We start from the raw sequence: 19,186 nt of genomic DNA, 5'->3' as shown, positions 1-19,186 counted from the left end.
GCAATTCCCGCCGTATGGTTAACCGCTCGCTAAGCAGTCGTGGCCTACCGTCATGCCCAAATGCCGAACTGCGGCATTGCGAGTTTTTGTAACGATCCTTGAGCGGCATGACGGGCCACACCGCAAAACGTTTCGCGAAACGCATCCTTTCCCGTAGCAGCAGGCAAGCTGCGACGGGCGATGATGCGCGTGCCGCGGGCAGAATACCGGATGGTGATGAAGCCGGTGCCGGGTGCGGGTCGCCGTGGAAGGCCGGCTTGCCGAGCCTGTCGGCGCTCGGGCCCGAATGGACCAGCTATTCGGAAGTGTCCCGTTCGGTCATCGTCGCTTCCGTGATCATCAACATGCTCGGCCTTGCCCTGCCGCTGGTGATCCTCCAGGTCTACGACCGGATCATTCCCAACACCGCCTACATGACGCTGGCGATGATGATCCTCGGTCTGGTCGTTGTTGTCATCATCGAGGCGCTTCTGCGCCTGTCCCGGTCGTATGTGATCGGCTGGAAGGCGACCGGGTTTGCCCATGTCGCCTCGCTCGATGCCATCGACCGGGTGTTGAATGCCCCTGACCACCGCCTGGCGGACACACCGCCGAGCGCGCTCAACGACCGTCTGACCGCGATCAGCACGCTGGCCGATTTCTATGGCGGCCAGTCGCGGCTCGCACTGCTCGACCTGCCATTCATGCTTATCTTCTTCGCCATGCTGATCCTGATCGGCGGCCCGCTTGCGGTCATTCCGATCTCGGTCGCCGTTGCCGTCGGCTATGAAACCTCGCAGCGCGCTCGCCGCCTGCGCGGCACGCTCGAAGAGCAGCATCAGCACAACGACCGCCGCTATGACTTCCTGATGGAGTGCCTGTCCGGCATCCAGACCGCCAAGAGCCTGGGCATGGAGCCGTTCCTGCTGCGCCGCTTCGAGCGGCTGCAGGAGACCACGGCGCGCATCCACTACCAGATGATCAATCTGAACGGCATGGCGCAGACCATCGGCCTGTCGCTGGCCAACGTCACCACCGTTCTCATGGTGACCATCGGTGCCGTTCTCGCCGTCTACGGCCACATGACGGTCGGCACGCTCGCCGCCTGCACCATGCTGACCACCCGCATGATCCAGCCGCTGCTGCGCGCGATCAGCGTGTGGAGTGAGCTGCAGACCATCAATCTGGCCCTGAAGGAAGCGCAGAGCCTGTTTGAACTGCCGCGGCCGTCGCCACTTGCACCCGCGTTGGCGCTCGATGCCGACGGCGCGCCGCCGGTCGTGCTGCTGCAGGGCGTGGCCCTGAGCGAACATGGCAAGCCTCTGCTGAACGACGTTCATCTCACTGTGGAGTCCGGCGAATTCATCGCCCTCAAGGGCGCCAGCAACGGCGCCAAGTCGGCCCTGCTCGATCTCGTCTGGGGCGAGCGTCAGCCGGATACCGGCACGATCCGCATCGGCGATCTGGACCCCTATCTGCAGCACCGTGACATTCGCCATCTGGTCGGCTTCGTCGGTCAGAAGCCGGTTATGTTCAAGGGCACGATTCTCGACAACCTGACGCTGTTCGGCTACGGCCCGCTCGTCGACGAAGCGCGCGAAGCCTGCCGCGAGACCGGCGTTGAGGCGATCGTCCACCGGCTGCCGGCCGGCTACGACACACCGCTCGGCGACAGCCTCGTCGAAGCGCTGCCCGGCGGATTCCTGCAGCGTATCGCGATCGCCCGCGCCATCGCCCGCAAGCCGGCGATCCTGGTCATGGACGAGCCGCAGGCGTTCCTCGATCGTGAGGCCGATCAGGACGTGATCCGCTATCTCGAGACCTTGCGCGGCAAGACCTCGATCGTCATGAGCTCCAACCGGCCGTCCTATTTCAATCTGGCCGACCGGTTGTTCGAGATCCATGACGGTATTCCGACTCTGGTCGGTGGCCGCGAGTTCGAAGCCCCCGAAAAGCGGGAGGCGCAGGCATGACCGACAGAGGCACCCCGCGCGAGGGCAAGCGGGTCGTCCAGCAGACACCGCCGCCGGCCGACTGGCAGCCGTCCTGGATGGAAACGCTGAAAGCCCTGCGCGCCGATCGCGAGGCCATGGCGGGCGACGATGCGCGCGCGCGCCAGTCGCGGGTGAACGAGGCGTTCACCGGATTCCCGACCTACGCCGATGTGTCCGCTGCGGCTGAGACCGAAGACGACCGTGCCGCGGCCGCCGATGCGGACAGCACGGCCGGCACCGGTCAGGCCGCATCGGGGAGCACAAGGTTCAGCCCGCGGATCGACCGCGAGGAAGCGGAAACGCCGGCCGCCGCCTGCCTGCGGCCGTTGCTCACCGTGCTCAACTGGGGCGGTGAGGAACGCCATCTTCTCGAAGCGCTGCCGCATTTCGATCCGATCCGCGGTGTCGAAGGCCTGCGCGCGGTATTGCACCGCGTCGGCTATGTCACCAAGGAGCGCCACACCTGCACCTCGGCGCTGAAATCGGAACAGTTTCCCTGCATCGGCCTCGACGAGGACGGCGAACCTCTGGTGATCGTCGAGCGGCAGGACGACGACCGGCTTCTGGTCTTCCGTGGCGCGCTTGGCACCTTCCGTCTCGAAAAGCCCCAGACCTGCCGTCAGACCCTGTTCTTCGTCGAGCGCGGCTCCGAAGAGCTCGATCCGGCAGCGCTGCGCCGGCAGAACTGGTTCTGGGAATCGCTCGGCAAGCTGAAGCGCCCGATCGCGACGATCGCCGTCTTCACCCTGTTCGCCAATCTGCTGGCGCTGTTGACGCCGATCTACGTGATGAACGTCTACAACCGCGTGATCGGCGCCCGGTCGCTGGAGACGCTGGCGTATTTCTTCGTCGCGGTTGCCGCCGTCATCGCCTCCGAGTGGCTGTTGCGCCGCCGGCGCAGCAAGCTGGTCGCCTATGTCGGCACTCGTTTCGATTCCGAACTTGTCATCCAGGCGTTCCGGCAGATCGTCACCATGCCGATCGCCATGACCGAAAGCGCTTCGATCGGCGCGCAGATCTCGCGTTTCCGCCAGTTCGAGAGCTTCCGCGAGTTCTTCAGCGGCAACATCGTCAACGCGGTGATGGACCTGCCGTTCACGATCATCTTCTTTGTTGCCATTACGCTGATCGCCGGCCCGCTGGTTTTCGTGCCGTTGGCGCTGGTCGTCGTGTTCGCGGTTCTGGCCTTCGCCTCGCTGCCGAAGGTCAAGCGGCACGTCGCCGAAACCGGCCGCAACCGCACCAAGCTGCAGACGCTGCAGATCGAGATCCTGCAGAAGCGCCGCAATATCCGCGAGATCGGCGCCGAAGCGATCTGGCGCCAGCGCTATGAGGAACTGTCGCGGCACGCGATGGCGCTGAAATTCGACGCCCAGTTCTTCAACATGTCGCTGCACACCATCTCGCAGAGCCTTGTGACCCTGGCCGGTGTCACGACGCTCGGCGTCGGCGCGCTGCTCGTCATCAACGAAGCGCTGTCGGTCGGCGGTCTGATCGCCTCGATGGTGTTCATCTGGCGCATCCTGTCGCCGATCCAGATTGCCTTCCTCAGCATCAACCGGATCAGCCAGTTCGCCGACACGATCCGCCAGATCAACCAGTTGATGCGCATCCGCACCGAACGTCAGCCGGGCCAGATCCCCTCCGTGCTGCGCAGCTTCGAAGGCGAGATCACCTTTGCCGGCGTCGGCTTCCGCTACGCGCCGAACGCCGAGCCGGTGGTGAAGGGTGCGACCTTCAAGATTCCGGCCGGCCAGCTCGTCGCCATCGCCGGGCCGAGCGGTGCCGGCAAGTCGACGCTGTTGAAGCTGTTGCTCAACCTCTACCAGCCGCAGGCCGGCGTGATCAGCATCGACGACCTCAACGTGCGGCAGATCGACACGGGCGAGCTGCGCAACGCCATCGCCTACGTGCCGCAGCAGAACTTCTTCTTCTACGGCACGGTGTCCCAGAACATGCTGCTCGCCGAGCCGACCGCGACCCGCGAGGATATCGAGCGTGCGCTGCGCGAGGCCGGCATTCCGGAAAATGACGGCGCGCTGACCGATGGGCTCGACACCCATCTTCGCCTCGGCAACCGCGAGGCCCTGCCGGAAGGCTTCAAGCAGCGGCTGTCGATCGCCCGCGCGCTGACCAAATCGGCGGCAATCTACCTGTTCGACGAGCCCGGCACCTATCTCGACCAGGAAGGCGACAAGGCGCTGATCGAGAAGCTCAACGATCTGCGCGGCAAGGCGACCGTCATCATCGTCACCAACCGGCCGAGCCACATGAACGCCTGCGACCGCGTCATCTATCTGCGCGAGGGCATGGTGGTCGCTGACGACGTGCCGGCAAAGATCGTGCCCGCGATCCTCAATCAGGGTCAGAAGAAGGCCGCTGGATAGGCGTTCGGGCAAGGTGATTCATGCCTTCCCTTACGACATTTCGTTTTTCGGGCTTTTCACTTTTTTAACGATGATCTCCTAACGTTTCCGCCGTGTGTACCGGCAACCCGTTTGCCTGAGAGTAAAAGTTTAGAACGGCTATGGCGCCACGAACGCAAAACCCGGCTTCGGGAGCTTCTTCCCACGGGCCCCTTGCTGCGCCCCTCGACCTCGAGGGCGGGCGTGCCTTGCCGTTTTTCGGCGGCATCCTGAAATGGGTCAGCGCCTTCGTCATCTTCATCGTCGCGCTTGCCGCGCTTGCGCCGGTTCATGAGGTCGCCATCGCGCAGGGCGAGATCATTCCCGAGGGCTTCGTTCAACAGGTTCAGCACCTGGAGGGCGGCATCGTCGCCGAGGTTCTGGTCCATCCCGGCGATCTCGTCGCCAAGGATCAGCCGCTCATCCGGCTTGCTCCGGTGCAGGCGTCGAGCGAGCGCGAGCAGTTGACCAGCCGCAGGATCAATCTTGAACAGCAGCGCCGTCGTCTCGCCGCCCTGCTTTCCGATACGGCGCCGGAATTCGATCTCGACACGCCCTTCAGGCACGGCCGCCAGCAAGCCGCGTTCTATCGCTCCGAAGTGGAGTTGGTCGAACGCGAACGTACGACACTCGCGTCCCGTATCGCCCAGCGCAGCGCCGAACTGGCGAGCCTGAGCGAGGAAAAGAGTGCGCTCACCGAGCAACTCGCCATCGAAAACGAACAATTCGCGCTCAGGGCGTCGCTGTTCGAACAGGGGTATTCGTCGAAGGTCAATTATCTCAACGCCAAGTCGACCGTGGTGCAGACGCGCTCGAAGCTGGCGCAGGCCACGCAGCGTGCGCTCGCGGCCGCCGATGCGCTCGCCGAAGCGAGGAACCTTCTGTCGGAATACAACGCCAAGAAGACCCGCGAATGGAGCGAGCAGGTCGCCACTGTGAGCGCTGAACTGGCGGAGACCGAGGCGACCCTGACGCGGCTCGATGACCGCGTCGACCGCCTTTTCATCCGTTCGCCGAGCGTCGGTCTGGTGCAGGAAATCGTACCGATCGCCCCCGGCGAGGTGATCCGCTCCGGCGACGTCGTCGCCAAGATCGTTCCCCAGAAGCAGCAAATGGTTGCCGAGGTGAAGCTCACCCCGGATCATATCGGCCACGTCCAGATCGGCCACCCGGTCGAGGTCAAGGTCACCGCCTTCGACTCCGAACTCTACGGCGCCGTCTCCGGCAAGGTGAGCGGTATTTCGCCGACCACCTTCGAGACCCAGCAAGGCGAGGTCTATTACAAGGCGACCGTTGCGCTCGACCGCATGTCGGTTGGCCGCGGCGGGGTCGACTATCCGCTGCTGCCCGGCATGGTCGTACAGGCCGATATCATCACCGGATCGAAGTCGGTGATGCAGTATCTGCTGAAGCCGATCTATCGCTCGCTCAACGTCGCTTTCTCGGAACGCTGAGCGTCCTTTCCAGCATGTCCGGCCGCCACGACTGGTGACGCCGAGGTGTCACCGGATTACTGCCCGGCGCCTCGCATTTGCTTGCCTTCTCCCAAACTCGGAAAAAAAGAACTGCGTTTCTCGTCGGTTACGAGAATTTAACCTTAACAGACCATGATCGTATTTAGCCGGAGTAACGGCAGTATCGGGACCAGCGTTCAGGTCCTTGAGTGAGGGTACGATGGACGGAAGTTTGCGTTGTCAGCGCTGCGATTGGCCAGCGCGCCATCGTCATTGGCGGACCATGTTGACAGGCACGGCAGCTCTGCTGTGTGTCCTGACGGCGCTATCCGGCAATGCCCGCGCCGAAAACCTCAACGAGGCGTTCGGCAGGGCCTATGTCGCCAATCCGACCCTGCAGGCCGACCGCGCCCGCCAGCTTGCCACCGATGAGAAGCTGCCGCAGGCGCGCAGCAACTGGCTGCCGAGCGTCAGCGCCAGCGCGCAGTACGGCTATTCCAACAATGTCGACAAGTCGGTGCCGAACCAGCTCGTCCGCCGGCCGGGCTTCGATTCCTACAACGTCAATCCCTACAGCTACGGCGTGTCGCTGCAGCAACCGATCTTCCGCGGGTTCAGGACCGTCAACGAGACGCGCAGCGCCAAAGCCAACATCGCCGCCGGCCACGCTCAGCTCGTCGATACCGAGCAGAACGTGATGCTCAATGTCGCCGGCGCCTATCTCGGCGTCCTGCGCGACCAGCGCATCGTCGCCCACCGCCGCCGGTCGCTGCAGATCGTGTCGAAAATCCTGCGCACCTCGCGCGCGCAGTTCAAGAGCGGCGTCAACACCCGAACTGACGTCAGCCAGGCCGAGGCGCGCTACAACGCCGCCCGCGCCGATCTCGACAAGGCGCTCGCCGATTTCGAGGTGAGCAAGGCAAGCTACGCCCAGCTGGTCGGACAAGCGCCGGGCAAGCTGAGCGATCCCACACCCGTCGCCCATCTGCTGCCGTTGTCGCTGACCGATACGGTTGCGCTGGCGCGTGAGGCCAATCCGCGGCTCGCGGCCGCCCTGCACCTTGAAAACGCCGCCCACTTCGACCGCAAGGCCGCAGTCGGCGAATTCATGCCGACGCTCGACCTGCATGTCGACTATCTGCATGAGCACGACGTCTCCTATTCCACCTCGGAGCAGGAAACGACCAATGTGATGTTGAAACTGAACGTGCCGATCTTCACAAAGGGGATCGAGCATTCCCGTGTGCGCGCCGCCAAGGCGGTCGAAATGCAGCGCCGCTACGAGGCGCGCGATGCGCAATATGGCGTTACAGCGGCCGCGCAGACCGCCTGGGAACAGCACGAATCCGCCAAGCGCCGCGTTGCCCTGATCGAACGGCAGGTCGCCGCCGCCCGCGCCGCCGCCAAGGGCGTGCGCAAGGAGCGCGAGATCGGCGATCGCTCGGTGCTCGATGAGCTGAATGCGGAACAGGAAATCGTCTCGGCGCGCGTGTCGCTCGAGAATGCGCGCTACGAACGCCGCATTACGGAATACACGCTGATTGCCTCCGTCGGCCGGCTGCGCGCCGAAACCCTCGGTCTTGGTACGGCGGTCTATGACGCCACCAAAAACAGCAAGCGCGTTGCCGCGAAATTCCTCGGCACCAGCATGCCGGATCTCGAACGTGTCGCCGATGCGGGCACGACAGGCGAGGTGACCGGATCGATTGCCACACATGATTCTCAGATCGGCGGCGTACCTGTGCCGTCGGTGCGGCCGGGCTCGGACCTGACCCCGGGCTCGGCCGCCGTTCCCCCCGCCAAGGGTGGTGGGGTGCCCGGCGTAAAGGGTGACGGCAGCCTGATTACCGGCTTGATCGGTGCAAGGCCGGCCAAGCCGTTGAGCAAGCAGGAAGCGGCCGCCGTCTTTTCGCGCATGGTCAAGGAACGCCCGGGCGACCACTTCTTCAAATTCGCCAACTGATCCCGTCTCTTGCCGATCTTTGGCAATTCTCCTGTCGCGTTTTCGCGCCCGGGCGGCTACCGTCCGCCAGGCGCGTGATGCGTTGCACAATCGCGCCGGCAGAATGAAGGATGTGGACCGCGAAAGCTGTATGCCGGTCCGCACGGAGAATGGGAGACGGAAATGGGTGTCCAAGGCCAGGGAGTGGTTATCGTTGCAGGTGCGCGCACCGCGATCGGCACGTTCGGCGGGTCGCTGAAGGATGTGCCGCCGACGAAACTCGGCGCGACGGTTGCGAGCGAAGCGATCAAGCGCGCAGGCATCGAGGCCGACGTCATCCAGCACGTGGTGTTCGGTAACGTCATCCACACCGAGCCGCGCGACATGTATCTCTCCCGCGTCGCGGCGATTGACGCCGGCATCCCGGTCGGCACCCCGGCCATGACGCTCAACCGGCTGTGCGGCTCCGGCGTGCAGGCGATCGTCTCCGCCGCCCAATCGATCATGCTCGGCGATGCCGATGTGGCGCTGGCCGGCGGCGCGGAATCCATGAGCCGCGCGCCGATGGCCTCGCTTGGCGCCCGCTGGGGCGTGAAGATGGGCGACACCGGCCTCACCGACATGATGCTCGGCGCGCTCAATGATCCCTTCGGCAACGGCCATATGGGCATCACGGCGGAAAACGTCGCCGAGGAATATGGCCTCGACCGTGACGAGCAGGACGCTTTTGCGCTTGAGAGCCACCGCCGTGCCGCCGCCGCCATCCGCGACGGCCGTTTTGCCGAGCAGATCGTGCCGGTCGAGATCAAGCTGCGCCGCGAGACCGTCGAATTCACCGCCGATGAGCACGTCCGTATGGATGCGAGCATCGAGGACATGCAGAAACTGCGCACGGTGTTCAAGAAGGACGGAACGGTGACGGCGGGCAACGCGTCGGGCATCAATGACGGCGCCGCCGCCATGGTGCTGATGAGCGAGGCCGAGGCCGAAAAGCGGGATGCCAAGCCGATGGCGCGCATCGTCGGTTATGCCCATGCCGGCGTCGAGCCGCGCGTCATGGGGCTCGGGCCGATCCCCGCCGTGCGCAATCTGCTCGAGCGCACCGGGCTCTCGGTCGCCGATTTCGATGTCATCGAATCGAACGAGGCCTTTGCCGCACAGGCCTGCGCGGTCGCCCGCGACCTCGCCTTCCCGGCCGAAAAGACCAATCCGAACGGCGGCGCCATCGCACTTGGCCACCCGGTCGGCGCCACGGGCGCGATCATCACCGTCAAGACGCTCTATGAGCTGAAACGCACCGGTGGCCGCTACGGCCTGATCACCATGTGCATCGGCGGCGGTCAGGGCATCGCGCTGGCCGTCGAGGCGCTGTGATTTAGACCCAGCGGTCGACCATTCCGAATCCGGCATAGGCGGCGCGCAGGAAAAGCCGGCGCGCCGCTGGCAGCATGAAACGCCGCATCGGCCCGCGCACCACCGCCGGTAGGGCGTTGTCCGCACCCTTTGCACCGACCGCCAGATCGGCGACGAGACGCCCTGCGACGCTCGAAAAGGCGACGCCGTTGCCGTGATAGCCAAGCGCCGCGAAAGCGCCCGGCCGGTCCGGGATCGGGCCTATATAGGGCACCAGATCGCGCGTCAGGCAGACAAAGCCGCTCCACACCCGCTCGGTCTCGACGGAGCGCCAGGCCGGGAACATCTCTTCAAAATCCGCCCGCAACCGCTGCCGCGCGGATGCAAGTCCGGCCGGCGACGCGTCCAGACTGCCGCGCCCGCCGAACAGCAGCCGGTCGTCGGGCAGGCGGCGGAAATAATGCAGCAGCGTACGGCTGTCGAAGCTCATGGTGCGGCTGAAGAAGCCCTGCGCCTGATAGTCGTCCTCGCTGATCGACCGGGTCACCATCACCGCGGAAATCGCCGGCAGCGGCCGTCCGGACAGCCACGGCACCAGCGTCTCGCGGCTGTAGCCGTTGGTCGCGACGATCACGCGCCGAGCGATCAGCGAACCGCGCGCGGTTTTCAGCACGTGCTGGCCGTTGTCGCTCGCCCAGTCGGTGACGAGGCTGTCGCCGTGGATCAGCACGCCGGCCTCGTTCGCGGCTTCGGCGAGCGCGCGCACGTAGGAAAGCGGATTGAGCGCAAAGCCGTGCGGATTGACCAGACCGCCAAAGAAGCCCGGCCCGTCGAGGCCGCGCTCGGCAAGGTCGCCCTTTTCCAGCACGGTGAGCTTGTAGCCGAACTGCTCCTGATAGGTCTTGGCGAAGCCGTGGAAGGCGGCGACGCGGTTCGCCTTGTGCGCCAGCTCCACCTCGCCGTCGGGCGAGAGGCCGCCGTCCCGGTCGCTTGTCGCAAGCAGCGCGCGGACATGCTCGATGGCGTCGCGTTGCAGCCGGTAGAAGGCGCGCGCCTCGTCGAGGCTATAGCGGGCGATGAGTTGATCCGGCGACAGCGCCGAGGAGCCGACACAGGCAAAGCCGCCATTGCGCCCCGACGCGCCCCAGCCCGGCCGGGCGGCTTCCAGAACCCGCACCGAAAGTCCGTGCGCGTCGGCAAGCTGCTTTGCCGCCCAAAGCCCCGTATAGCCGCCGCCGATGATTGCGACGTCGCAGGCGGCGTCCTCCTCGAGCGGCGGCGTCTCGAAGGCAAGCGGCGGGGTGACGGCCTCCCAGTGGCTGTCGACCAAGGCTGTCGGATCGATTGCCGCCGCGCCATAGGGATGAACCGTCCCTGCCATTGCGTTGCCCTCGTTTCGGCCGATCAATTCGGCTGCGTCGCGACCATCGACGGCCGTGCCGAAAACCCCTCGTACCACGCCGCGAGCTTCGGCCGTCCCGTCCGCCAGTCGGCACCGGCGATATTGTCCTTGAACCTGAGATCGAGATAGCCGAGCGCCGAGGCAACCGCGATCGGCGAAATCGTCACGGCACCGGAAAGCGATTCGACGGCGGAGGCTTCCAGCATGTCGAGCGCCGAGACGATCTTCTCCATCTGCCCGTCGTACCACGCTTCCCACACCTTCTCGGCGGGGCGGGTGATCTCGTAGCGGCACAGAAGGGCGGCATCGAGAATGCCGTCTGCAAGCGCCTGCATGGTCAGCGCGTCGAAATGCGCCGGCCCGTCCGCCGGGATGAACGGCGTGCCGTCATGCAGCGTGTCGAGATAGGCGACAATGACGCGGCTGTCGAACAGCACGCGGCCGTCGTCGAGCACCAGCGCCGGGATCTTGCCGAGCGGGTTTTTTGCGAAGATCGCCTCGTTGCGTTCGATCGGGCTCGCGGTCGCGGCCACGATCTCCAGTCTGTCGACGATGCCGGCTTCGTGGGCGAGCACGAGGACCTTGCGCACATAGGGTGAGGTGACGGAATAGAACAGCTTCATCGGCAAACCCTCCTCGCGCGGGCCGGTCTGCCGGTGCCGTACCCGCAAAAGAAAACCGCCGGACGCGGTGTCGCATCCGGCGGTTGACCCTGCAGCAACTTTCGGCGGCTGTCGAGTAGCCTGCCCGCAGTTGGCTGATCGAATTAGCGGCGGCCGAACAGGCGCCAGGCGAGCGGCAGCGTCGCGACCGCAAGAGCGATCTTGGCGGCTTCCGCCGGAACGAACGGAACGACGCCGAGCGCGAAGGCGTTCTCGATGCCGAACAGCATCGAAAGCCAGGCGAGGCCGAGGCCGTAGAGAACGGTGGTGCCGGCCGAGAAGGCGACCAGTGTGGTCAGCGGACGACGGTCGAAGCCGCGCTGTGCCAGCATGCCGACGAGAGCCGCCGAGGCAATGAAGCCGGCGAGGTAACCGCCCGTCGGGCCGGCCATATAGGCAAGACCGCCGCCGCCGGCAAAGACCGGCAGGCCGATTGCGCCTTCGGCCAGATAGGCCAGCACGGTGGCGACGCCGAGGCGCGGGCCGTAGACCGCACCGAGCATGAGGACCACGAAGGTCTGCATGGTCATCGGCACCGGCCAGAACGGAACCTGGATCTTGGCGCTCAGCGTGAGCAGGGCGGTACCGGCGATGACAAGCGCAACGGCGCGCAGGGCGGAATGGCCGCGCGTGGCGGGCCACAGAGCGGAAGCGAGCGTCGGAACGTTTGCAGCAGTCGTCATGTCGGTAAATCCCCCTGACAGGAAATGGTAGTGCAACACCGTTTAATCGATCTTAAAGGCGATGAACAGGGGGCGTTTGCTCGACCATTGGTCGAAAAAGCCGTGTTTTGCGACGCACCGGCTGATGCCGGGGGATTTCCGTCGAGCCCGCCCCGCCCTATTTCGTGCTGTTCAAGCATGGTGCATTCGAAAAACGCCGGGAGACAGCGAGCGGATGTGACAGCAACTGCGCTCGTTTGATGTAAACAGGAAAAAGAAACCACCGCGCCGGCTGATCCGCGTGGCGGCAACGACAACAGAACGGGCCTTGCGGCCTGACGGGGAAGAGCATGACGCGTCTGGATGATCTGGGACATCGCGATACCGCAATCGAAGGCCGGGTGGTCGTCCGCCTGACGGCGAAGGATGGCGAGGTCACCGCCGTCGATATCGAATCGACGCGCCCGCTCGGCGCCAGTGCCGTGCTCGAAGGCAAATCGGCGATGGATGCGATCCGCGCCCTGCCGCTGCTCTACAGCATTTGCGGAACGGCGCATGCCGCCGCCGGCCTCGCCGCCAGCGAGGCCGCGCTCGGCATCACGCCGTCCGATGAGGTGCGCGCCGCGCGCCGCGTCATCGTCGCCGGCGAGGCGCTCGGCCAGTTGCTCTGGCGCCTGTTCCTCGACCTGCCGCAGGTGATCGAGGCGGAAACGGCGTTTCAGGCGCTGCGCGACACCCGCGCCCGGCTGAAGCGGCTGCCGAAACTCGTCTATCCGCGCTCCGACTGGCTGACACTCGGTGGCGCCGGCGTTGCGCCGCGTACGCCCAAGATCAGCGAACTGGCCGGCGTCCTCGAAGACATCATGGGCTTCGGCGTCTTTGGCGAGGGCCTGCGGGCGGCAGGCGTACTCGGCGATGCCGACCGCTTCGCCGAGTGGATCGCCCGCGCCGAAACGCCGGTCGCCAAGGTGTTCCGCTATATCGCCGATCATCATCTATCGGGCTTCGGTCAGGCCTTCTCGCCGGCGCTGCGCGATGCCGACGGCGACGCGCTTGCAGCGCGTCTCCTGTCCGATGACGACCGCAGCTTCGTCGCCCGCCCCGATCTCGATGGCACGGTCTACGAGACCGGCACCTTCGCCCGCTTCCGCGGTCATCCGCTGATTTCAGCGCTCTTGGTCGATCACGGGCCGGGCCTGTTGCCGCGGCTTGCCTCCAAGCTCGTCGCCATCGAGGCGATGATCGATGAAATCCGCCTGTGCGGTACGCCGTCGCCGGACGAAACCGGTCTGCCGGAAGCGGCTGCCGTCACCGTACTCGCCGGGGGCGAGGGCAAGGGCGTGGTGGCGGTTGAGACCGCGCGCGGCCGGCTGCTCCACGCGGTCCGCCTCGAGAACGAGCGCACCGCCTTCTATCGTATCCTTGCCCCGACCGAGTGGAACTTCCACCGCGAGGGCCCGCTCGCCGAAGCGCTGATGGGCGCGAAGATCGGCGACCGCGAAGCCTTCAAGACCGCGGTCAGCCTGGCGATTGCCGCCATCGACCCGTGCGTCCAGCACGATCTGGTCATCACCGGCGAATAAAAGCGCGACCGGCGGCGTTCTCCGCCCTCACTGGTCGAGCAGGCGCTCGTAGCGCCTGTCGGTCAGCGTCTTGAGGAAGGCGACGAGCGCGTCGACACGCTTGTCGTCGAGGGCCGGCCCGGTCTCCAGTTCCTTCATCGACAGCGTGCCGTCGATTTCCGGCGGCGCCCAGGGCTGGCCGGTCTCCGGGTTGATCGCCCGCTTCGGGTCCTTGCTGTTGTACTTGTCGTAGAACAGGATCACCGTGCGCAGATCCTCGAACACGCCATTGTGCATGTACGGCCCGGTGACGGCGACATTGCGCAGGGTTGGCACCTTGATCTTGCCGGCTTGCGACTGATCGTCGATCGCCGGGTTCTCCAGCAGTCCGCGATCCTTGAAGCCCTTTGCGACGCCGTTGATCGCGCGGACCGCGCGGTTCTCCGGCACGCCGATATTGTGGAACTCGTAGTTGGAAAAGGTCTCCTTCGCCGCACCCGGCGTCTTGCGCAGCTGGTGGCACAGATTGCAGTTGGTGAACTGCGCCGAGAAGAACAGAACCTGCCCAAGCTCCTCCTCTGCCGTCAGTTTCACCTCGCCGCGCAGATAGCGGTCGTATTTGGAATCGAACGGCGCGAAGGCCGGCGTCATCTCGAACGCCGCGATGCTTTTTGTCATCGCCGCGTAGGCGGTGTCGGCTTCGGTGAAGATGTCGTCGCCATAGAGCGCCTTGAATGCCGTGACGTAGTCGGCGTTTTCCATGAGCCGCGCGACCACGCTCGCCTTGTCCGGCATGCCCATCTCGATCGGGTTGAGCGGTGGCCCGCCCGCCTGACCGGCGAGGTCCGGCTCGCGGCCGTCATGGAACTGACCGCCGGCAAAGATGCCGGCCTTGGTCTTGTGAAAGGCCGGGCTGAACGACGAATAGGCGGCGGTCGGCGCGTTGCGATCGCCGAGCGAGGTGCCGTCGTCGCCGAGAGAAACCGCATCGCCCCGGGGATCGACGAAGGCGATTTCTGGGTCGTGGCAGGTGGCGCAGGACTGGCTGCGGTTCTTCGACAGGTTGAGGTCGAAGAACAGCGCCGAGCCGAGTGTTTCCACCGTCGTGTAGGGCGCGGCGGGGAGGCCGGGAATTGCGCCGTCGGCATCGGCGGCGAACGCGCCGGCGGAACAGAGCGTCAGTCCTGCGACGGCGACAGAGGCCACAGCAAGTTTCCTGAAGGGGCTTTTTTCCGTGTCGGACGTATCGAAGCGGGCAGTCATGGCTTCCGCGAAGCCTCCGTGAATGCGAGCGGACGGATGACGGCGGGTCATCCGCCCGTCAATGATGTTATTGCTCGGCTTCGCCGCCACGGTCGCGCGCCGAAAGCTGGCCGTCGAGGATCAGAAGGTGCCAACGGCTGTCGCCGGCGGCGTGGACCTGATCGAGGATGCGGCGGAACTGGTCTTCTTCGGCGATCTGCTCGTCGAGGAACCAGTTGAGCATCGCCTGCGTACCGAATTCCCTGGCCTGCTGCGACTGCTCGAACAGCGCATGGATCTGCTGCGTGACCTTTTCTTCCATTTCGAACGCATAGGCGATGGCCGCTTCCGGCGAGTCGAACGAGGCTTGCGGCTTTTCCAGACCTTCGAGCACGACGCGCCCGTCACGCTTGTAGACGAAGTCGTAGATCTTCATCGCGTGACCGTTTTCTTCCTGCGACTGGGCACGGAACCAGGCGGCAAAGCCCGGCAGGCTCTCGGCATCGAAATAGGCCGCCATGGCGAGGTACATGTAGGAGGCGTGCAGTTCGCTGTTGATCTGGTCGTTGAGGGCTTTTTCGATATTGGCGTCAAGCTTCATGGCAGGTCCTTGAGTTGGGGTCGCTGAAATCGGCGCTCGGGAGTTAGCGCAAACAGGTAGTGGGGCAAACCTATCTGCCGCCGTCAAGACGACCCCGATCGGCGGGCGGGGCGAAAGCGCGGTCACCGCCTGTCTGCGCCGCTTCGATTTGAGATGCCGGATCGACGAGTGCCCAATAGGCATCGCTCCATGCGCCGAACAGCCGAACAATGGCAAGAGCATCATGGTCGAACATCGTTGCCTCTCCTCATCTTGGGTCCGTAAAGGACCGTAATTGCTATTGCAAGTCATTCGCAATACCAGAATAGCGAGACCGGCGCAAGCGGTCAGGGTGCCGCACCAAGGTGTTTTCCGGGACAAAGCAACCGGTGCCGTGCCACGCCCTGGGCGTCCCGCGTAACAAGGGGAAAACGATGCAGAAGATCTACATGCTGCCGGCGGGTGGAATGGCCGCCCTGCTCATCCGGGAGGCGGAAAGCCGAACCCGCTGCCGCGATGGCGGGATGCGGCCCGCACCTGACAGCGATGCCGGCTGCAGCGATCGCGGCAATGCCACGCGGCTTCACATCGTCGACGCGCTCGAGACGCAGTCCTGACGCCCGACCATCCCCGATAGGCCTGTTTGGGGGAGATTATTCCGGCGGGGTCTCGTTATCGGCGAGCACCGTGCCGGCCAGGTAGAGCGAGCCGCAGATGAGAATGCGCGGCGGCTTGTCGAAGGGCTCCGACGACAGCGTCATCAGCGCGTCCTCGACGCTGGCGAAGGCTTCCGCCGGCAGGCCCGCCGAGCGGGCGGCCTCGGCCAGTTCCTCGGCGCCAAGGCTTGCCTCGACACCGCTGATCGGCACCGTCATGACCTGGCGTGCGAGGCCGGCGAAGGGCTTCAGAAAGCCCGCATTGTCCTTGGTCGTCAGCATGCCGGCGATCAGCACCAGCGGTCGCGGAGAGCGGTCTTCCAGATCCGCCATCACGGTCGCGACCGCCTGTCCCGCCGCCGGGTTGTGGCCGCCGTCGAGCCAGAGATCCGCCCCTTTCGGAGCCAGCTCGAACAGCGTGCCGCTGGTCAGTCGCTGCAGCCGTGCCGGCCAGTCGACGTCGTTGAGGCCCTCTTCGATGATGGTGGCATCAGGCGCGAGCCCGGTTGCCCTGAGCACCGCGACCGCAAGGCCCGTATTGATGTATTGATGGCCGCCGAGCAGGCGTGGCGCCGGCAGATCGAGCAACCCGTCTTCGTCCTGGTAGACCAGCCGCCCGTGTTCCTCGTGCACGCTCCAGGCTTCGCCGCCGGCAAATATCGGCGCATCGAGCCGGGCCGCGGCCGCATCCAGAACGTCGGCGACGACGCCGTGCTGCGGCGCCGTGATGACCGGCACGCCCTTCTTGATGATGCCAGCCTTCTCGCCCGCGATTTCCGCAAGCGTGGTGCCGAGATACATCTCGTGGTCGAGCGAGATCGAGGTAATCACGCTGGCAAGCGGCGTGTCGACCACATTGGTCGCATCGAGCCGGCCGCCAAGCCCGGTCTCCAGCAGCAGTACGTCGGCGGGGTTTTCCGCGAACAGATGGAACGCCGCCGCCGTTGTGATCTCGAAGATCGTCACGGGCACGCCCGCATTGACCTTTTCGACATGGGCGAGGGCCGCGCTCAGCGCCTCGTCGCTGACGAAGCGCCCGCCATCGGGCGCGCCGAGCCGGATACGCTCGTTGAAACGCACCAGATGCGGCGAGGTGTAGACGTGCACCGAGCGGCCCGCCGCTTCCAGGATCGCGCGCAGGTTCGCCGTCGTCGAGCCCTTGCCGTTGGTGCCGGCCAGATGGATCACCGGCGGCAGCCGGCGCTCTGGATGATCGAGTGCCGCGAGCACGCGATACATGCGATCGAGCGACAGGTCGATCTTCTTCGGGTGCAGCGCCGCGAGACGCTCCAGGATCGTGCTGGCTTCGGTCATGCGAGAAACCGGGCTCCCGGCGAAGAGACGCACCCGGCCGTGAGTCGCCCGGATGCGGGGGTGGAGATGGGGCTATTGCGCGGCGGCGGGCGTGGCGTCTTCGCTCTCGGCCTTTGCCGCTTCGGTTTCGGCCTCGGCTTTCGGCTCTGCAGGCGCGGCGGCTTCAACCGGTGCGGGCTTGGTCGGTGCTTCGGTCTTGCCGGCGGCCGGCACGCGCATCAACAGCCGGCACAGCCGGGCGAGCGTGTCTTTCAGGTCGTTGCGCGACACCACCATGTCGACCATGCCGTGCTCGAGCAGATATTCCGAGCGCTGGAAGCCTTCGGGCAGCTTCTCGCGGATCGTCTGCTCGATGACACGCGGGCCGGCAAAGCCGATCAGCGCGCCGGGTTCGGCGATATGCACGTCACCGAGCATCGCGTAGGACGCGGTCACGCCGCCGGTCGTCGGGTTGGTCAGCACGACGATATAAGGCAGGCCCGCATCCTTCAGCGCGTCGACCGCAACCGTGGTGCGCGGCATCTGCATCAGGGAGAGAATGCCTTCCTGCATGCGCGCGCCGCCCGAGGAGACAAACAGCACGAACGGCTTCTTCTCCTTGCGCGCCAGCGTCATGCCGGTGATCAGCGCTTCGCCGGCGGCCATGCCGAGCGAGCCGCCCATGAAGGAGAAGTCCTGCACCGAGGCGATCACGTCGACGCCGTCGATGGCGCCGCGCGCAATCAGCACGGCATCTTCCTTGCCGGTCTTGGTCTTGGCGTCCTTCAGCCGGTCTGTGTAGCGCCGCTCGTCACGGAACTTCAGCGGATCGACCGGCACTTCCGGGGTCGGGATGGTCTCCCACGCCTCGTCGCCGAACACCATGTCGAGACGCTTGGCCGCCGGCATTCGCATGTGATGGCCCGACGCCGGCACCACCCAGTTGTTGGCCTCGAGATCGCGGTGGAACACCATCTCCCCGGTTTCGGGGCACTTGATCCAGAGATTCTCCGGCACTTCCCGCTTGGCGAGAAGATTGCGGATTTTCGGGCGAACAACGGTGTTGATCCAGTTCACGAGCTTGCGTCCGTTCGGTTTGTGGCGGTCCCTGCCGCCAGGAATTCCGCCATCAAAACGTGGCGGGCATAAGGCCTGTTATTCGGCCGCGCGCTGGCCTGCCGCACGCACGCCGCCGGCCAGATCGGCGACCAGATCGGCCACCGCCTTGACCGTACCGGCGGTTGCCTTGCCGTCGTCGTCGAGGCTGGTGCGCACCGCTTCAACGAGCGCCGAACCGACCACCACGCCGTCCGATGCACCACCGATCGCCTCGGCTTGCGCGGCCGTCTTGACGCCGAAGCCGACCGCGACGGGAAGCGTCGTCTGCTTCTTGATGCGTACGACCGCCTCGGCGACCTTGCCGGTATCCGGTGCGGCGGTTCCGGTGATGCCGAGAATGGATACGTAATAGACGAAACCGGAGGTGTTGGCGAGCACGGCCGGCAGCCGCGCGTCATCGGTCGTCGGCGTCGCCAGCCGGATGAAGTTGATGCCGGCATCGATCGCCGGCACACAGAGTTCGTCATCGGCTTCCGGCGGCAGGTCGACGATGATCAGCCCGTCGACGCCGGCCTTGGCCGCATCGGCGAGGAACTTGTCGCCGCCATAGGAATAGATCGGATTGTAGTAGCCCATCAGCACGATCGGCGTCGCGTCGTCGCCCTCGCGGAAGGCGGCAACCATCTGCAGCGTCTTCTTCAGTGTCTGGCCGCCGGCGAGCGCGCGCTGGCCGGCAAGCTGGATTGCCGGGCCGTCGGCCATCGGGTCGGAAAACGGCATGCCGAGTTCAATCACGTCGGCGCCGGCGCCGGGCAGCGCCTTCACGATCTCAAGCCCGGTGTCGTAGTCGGGATCGCCCGACATGACGAAGGTCACGAGGGCGGGGCGGCCTTCTTCGGCCAGGGCCTTGAAGCGGCGGTCGATGCGGGTCTCTTTCATGG

At 65.4% G+C, this 19,186-nt stretch carries 15 protein-coding genes; 7 read left to right on the top strand and 8 right to left on the bottom strand.

What is annotated here, in order from left to right:
- The first annotated feature begins 98 nt into the window (after positions 1-98).
- The 5 genes from C0606_07705 (at position 99) to C0606_07685 (ending at position 9,148) form a co-directional block, all read left to right on the top strand.
- Positions 99-1,952, top strand: coding sequence for a hypothetical protein (locus C0606_07705; protein ID PLX38111.1), 1,854 nt, complete (start codon positions 99-101; stop codon positions 1,950-1,952).
- Positions 1,949-4,360 carry a hypothetical protein gene (locus C0606_07700; GenBank protein ID PLX38110.1) on the top strand — a complete coding sequence of 804 codons (2,412 nt, stop codon included), beginning with the start codon at positions 1,949-1,951 and terminating at the stop codon, positions 4,358-4,360. The genes C0606_07705 and C0606_07700 overlap by 4 nt, the downstream gene beginning before the upstream one ends.
- A gap of 140 nt (positions 4,361-4,500) precedes the next feature.
- Positions 4,501-5,832, top strand: a complete 1,332-nt coding sequence (locus C0606_07695; GenBank protein ID PLX38109.1) for a hypothetical protein — start codon at positions 4,501-4,503, stop codon at positions 5,830-5,832.
- A 220-nt stretch (positions 5,833-6,052) separates the two neighbouring features.
- Positions 6,053-7,795 carry a hypothetical protein gene (locus C0606_07690; GenBank protein ID PLX38108.1) on the top strand — a complete coding sequence of 581 codons (1,743 nt, stop codon included), beginning with the start codon at positions 6,053-6,055 and terminating at the stop codon, positions 7,793-7,795.
- 162 nt (positions 7,796-7,957) lie between these two features.
- On the top strand, positions 7,958-9,148 hold the full coding sequence (locus C0606_07685) for an acetyl-CoA C-acyltransferase (protein ID PLX38107.1): 1,191 nt from the start codon (positions 7,958-7,960) through the stop codon (positions 9,146-9,148).
- Between the two features lies 1 nt (position 9,149).
- On the opposite strand, the gene C0606_07680 is transcribed toward C0606_07685, so the two are convergent.
- The 3 genes from C0606_07680 to C0606_07670 form a co-directional block, all read right to left on the bottom strand.
- Complete coding sequence (locus C0606_07680) at positions 9,150-10,508, bottom strand: FAD-dependent oxidoreductase (GenBank protein ID PLX38106.1); 1,359 nt, start codon at positions 10,506-10,508, stop codon at positions 9,150-9,152.
- Positions 10,509-10,531: 23 nt separating this feature from the next.
- Complete coding sequence (locus tag C0606_07675; protein PLX38105.1) at positions 10,532-11,152, bottom strand: glutathione S-transferase; 621 nt, start codon at positions 11,150-11,152, stop codon at positions 10,532-10,534.
- Positions 11,153-11,295: 143 nt separating this feature from the next.
- On the bottom strand, positions 11,296-11,874 hold the full coding sequence (locus tag C0606_07670; GenBank protein PLX38104.1) for a biotin transporter BioY: 579 nt from the start codon (positions 11,872-11,874) through the stop codon (positions 11,296-11,298).
- A 329-nt stretch (positions 11,875-12,203) separates the two neighbouring features.
- On the opposite strand from C0606_07670, the gene C0606_07665 reads away from it, so the two are divergent.
- Complete coding sequence (locus C0606_07665; protein ID PLX38103.1) at positions 12,204-13,436, top strand: hypothetical protein; 1,233 nt, start codon at positions 12,204-12,206, stop codon at positions 13,434-13,436.
- Between the two features lie 27 nt (positions 13,437-13,463).
- On the opposite strand, the gene C0606_07660 is transcribed toward C0606_07665, so the two are convergent.
- Together C0606_07660 and C0606_07655 are read right to left on the bottom strand one after the other, a co-directional pair.
- Positions 13,464-14,678 (bottom strand): methylamine utilization protein MauG, encoded by a 1,215-nt coding sequence (locus tag C0606_07660; GenBank protein PLX38743.1) that lies wholly within the window; start codon positions 14,676-14,678, stop codon positions 13,464-13,466.
- 67 nt (positions 14,679-14,745) lie between these two features.
- On the bottom strand, positions 14,746-15,258 hold the full coding sequence (locus tag C0606_07655) for a ferritin (protein ID PLX38102.1): 513 nt from the start codon (positions 15,256-15,258) through the stop codon (positions 14,746-14,748).
- Positions 15,259-15,671: 413 nt separating this feature from the next.
- Between C0606_07655 and C0606_07650 the strand changes: the two genes are divergently transcribed.
- Entirely contained in the window at positions 15,672-15,854 is a 183-nt protein-coding gene (locus tag C0606_07650; protein PLX38101.1) for a hypothetical protein, read from the top strand.
- A gap of 36 nt (positions 15,855-15,890) precedes the next feature.
- On the opposite strand, the gene C0606_07645 is transcribed toward C0606_07650, so the two are convergent.
- From C0606_07645 to C0606_07635, 3 genes are all read right to left on the bottom strand, one after another.
- Positions 15,891-17,207 carry a bifunctional folylpolyglutamate synthase/dihydrofolate synthase gene (locus C0606_07645; protein PLX38100.1) on the bottom strand — a complete coding sequence of 439 codons (1,317 nt, stop codon included), beginning with the start codon at positions 17,205-17,207 and terminating at the stop codon, positions 15,891-15,893.
- 72 nt (positions 17,208-17,279) lie between these two features.
- Positions 17,280-18,263, bottom strand: coding sequence for an acetyl-CoA carboxylase carboxyl transferase subunit beta (locus C0606_07640; protein PLX38099.1), 984 nt, complete (start codon positions 18,261-18,263; stop codon positions 17,280-17,282).
- A gap of 78 nt (positions 18,264-18,341) precedes the next feature.
- Positions 18,342-19,184 (bottom strand): tryptophan synthase subunit alpha, encoded by an 843-nt coding sequence (locus tag C0606_07635; protein ID PLX38098.1) that lies wholly within the window; start codon positions 19,182-19,184, stop codon positions 18,342-18,344.
- Between the last annotated feature and the right edge of the window lie 2 nt (positions 19,185-19,186).

The sequence above is a fragment of the Hyphomicrobiales bacterium genome (assembly GCA_002869065.1).
Lineage (GTDB): Bacteria > Pseudomonadota > Alphaproteobacteria > Rhizobiales > Rhodobiaceae > Rhodobium.
This window is presented reverse-complemented; position numbering and strand designations above follow the sequence as displayed.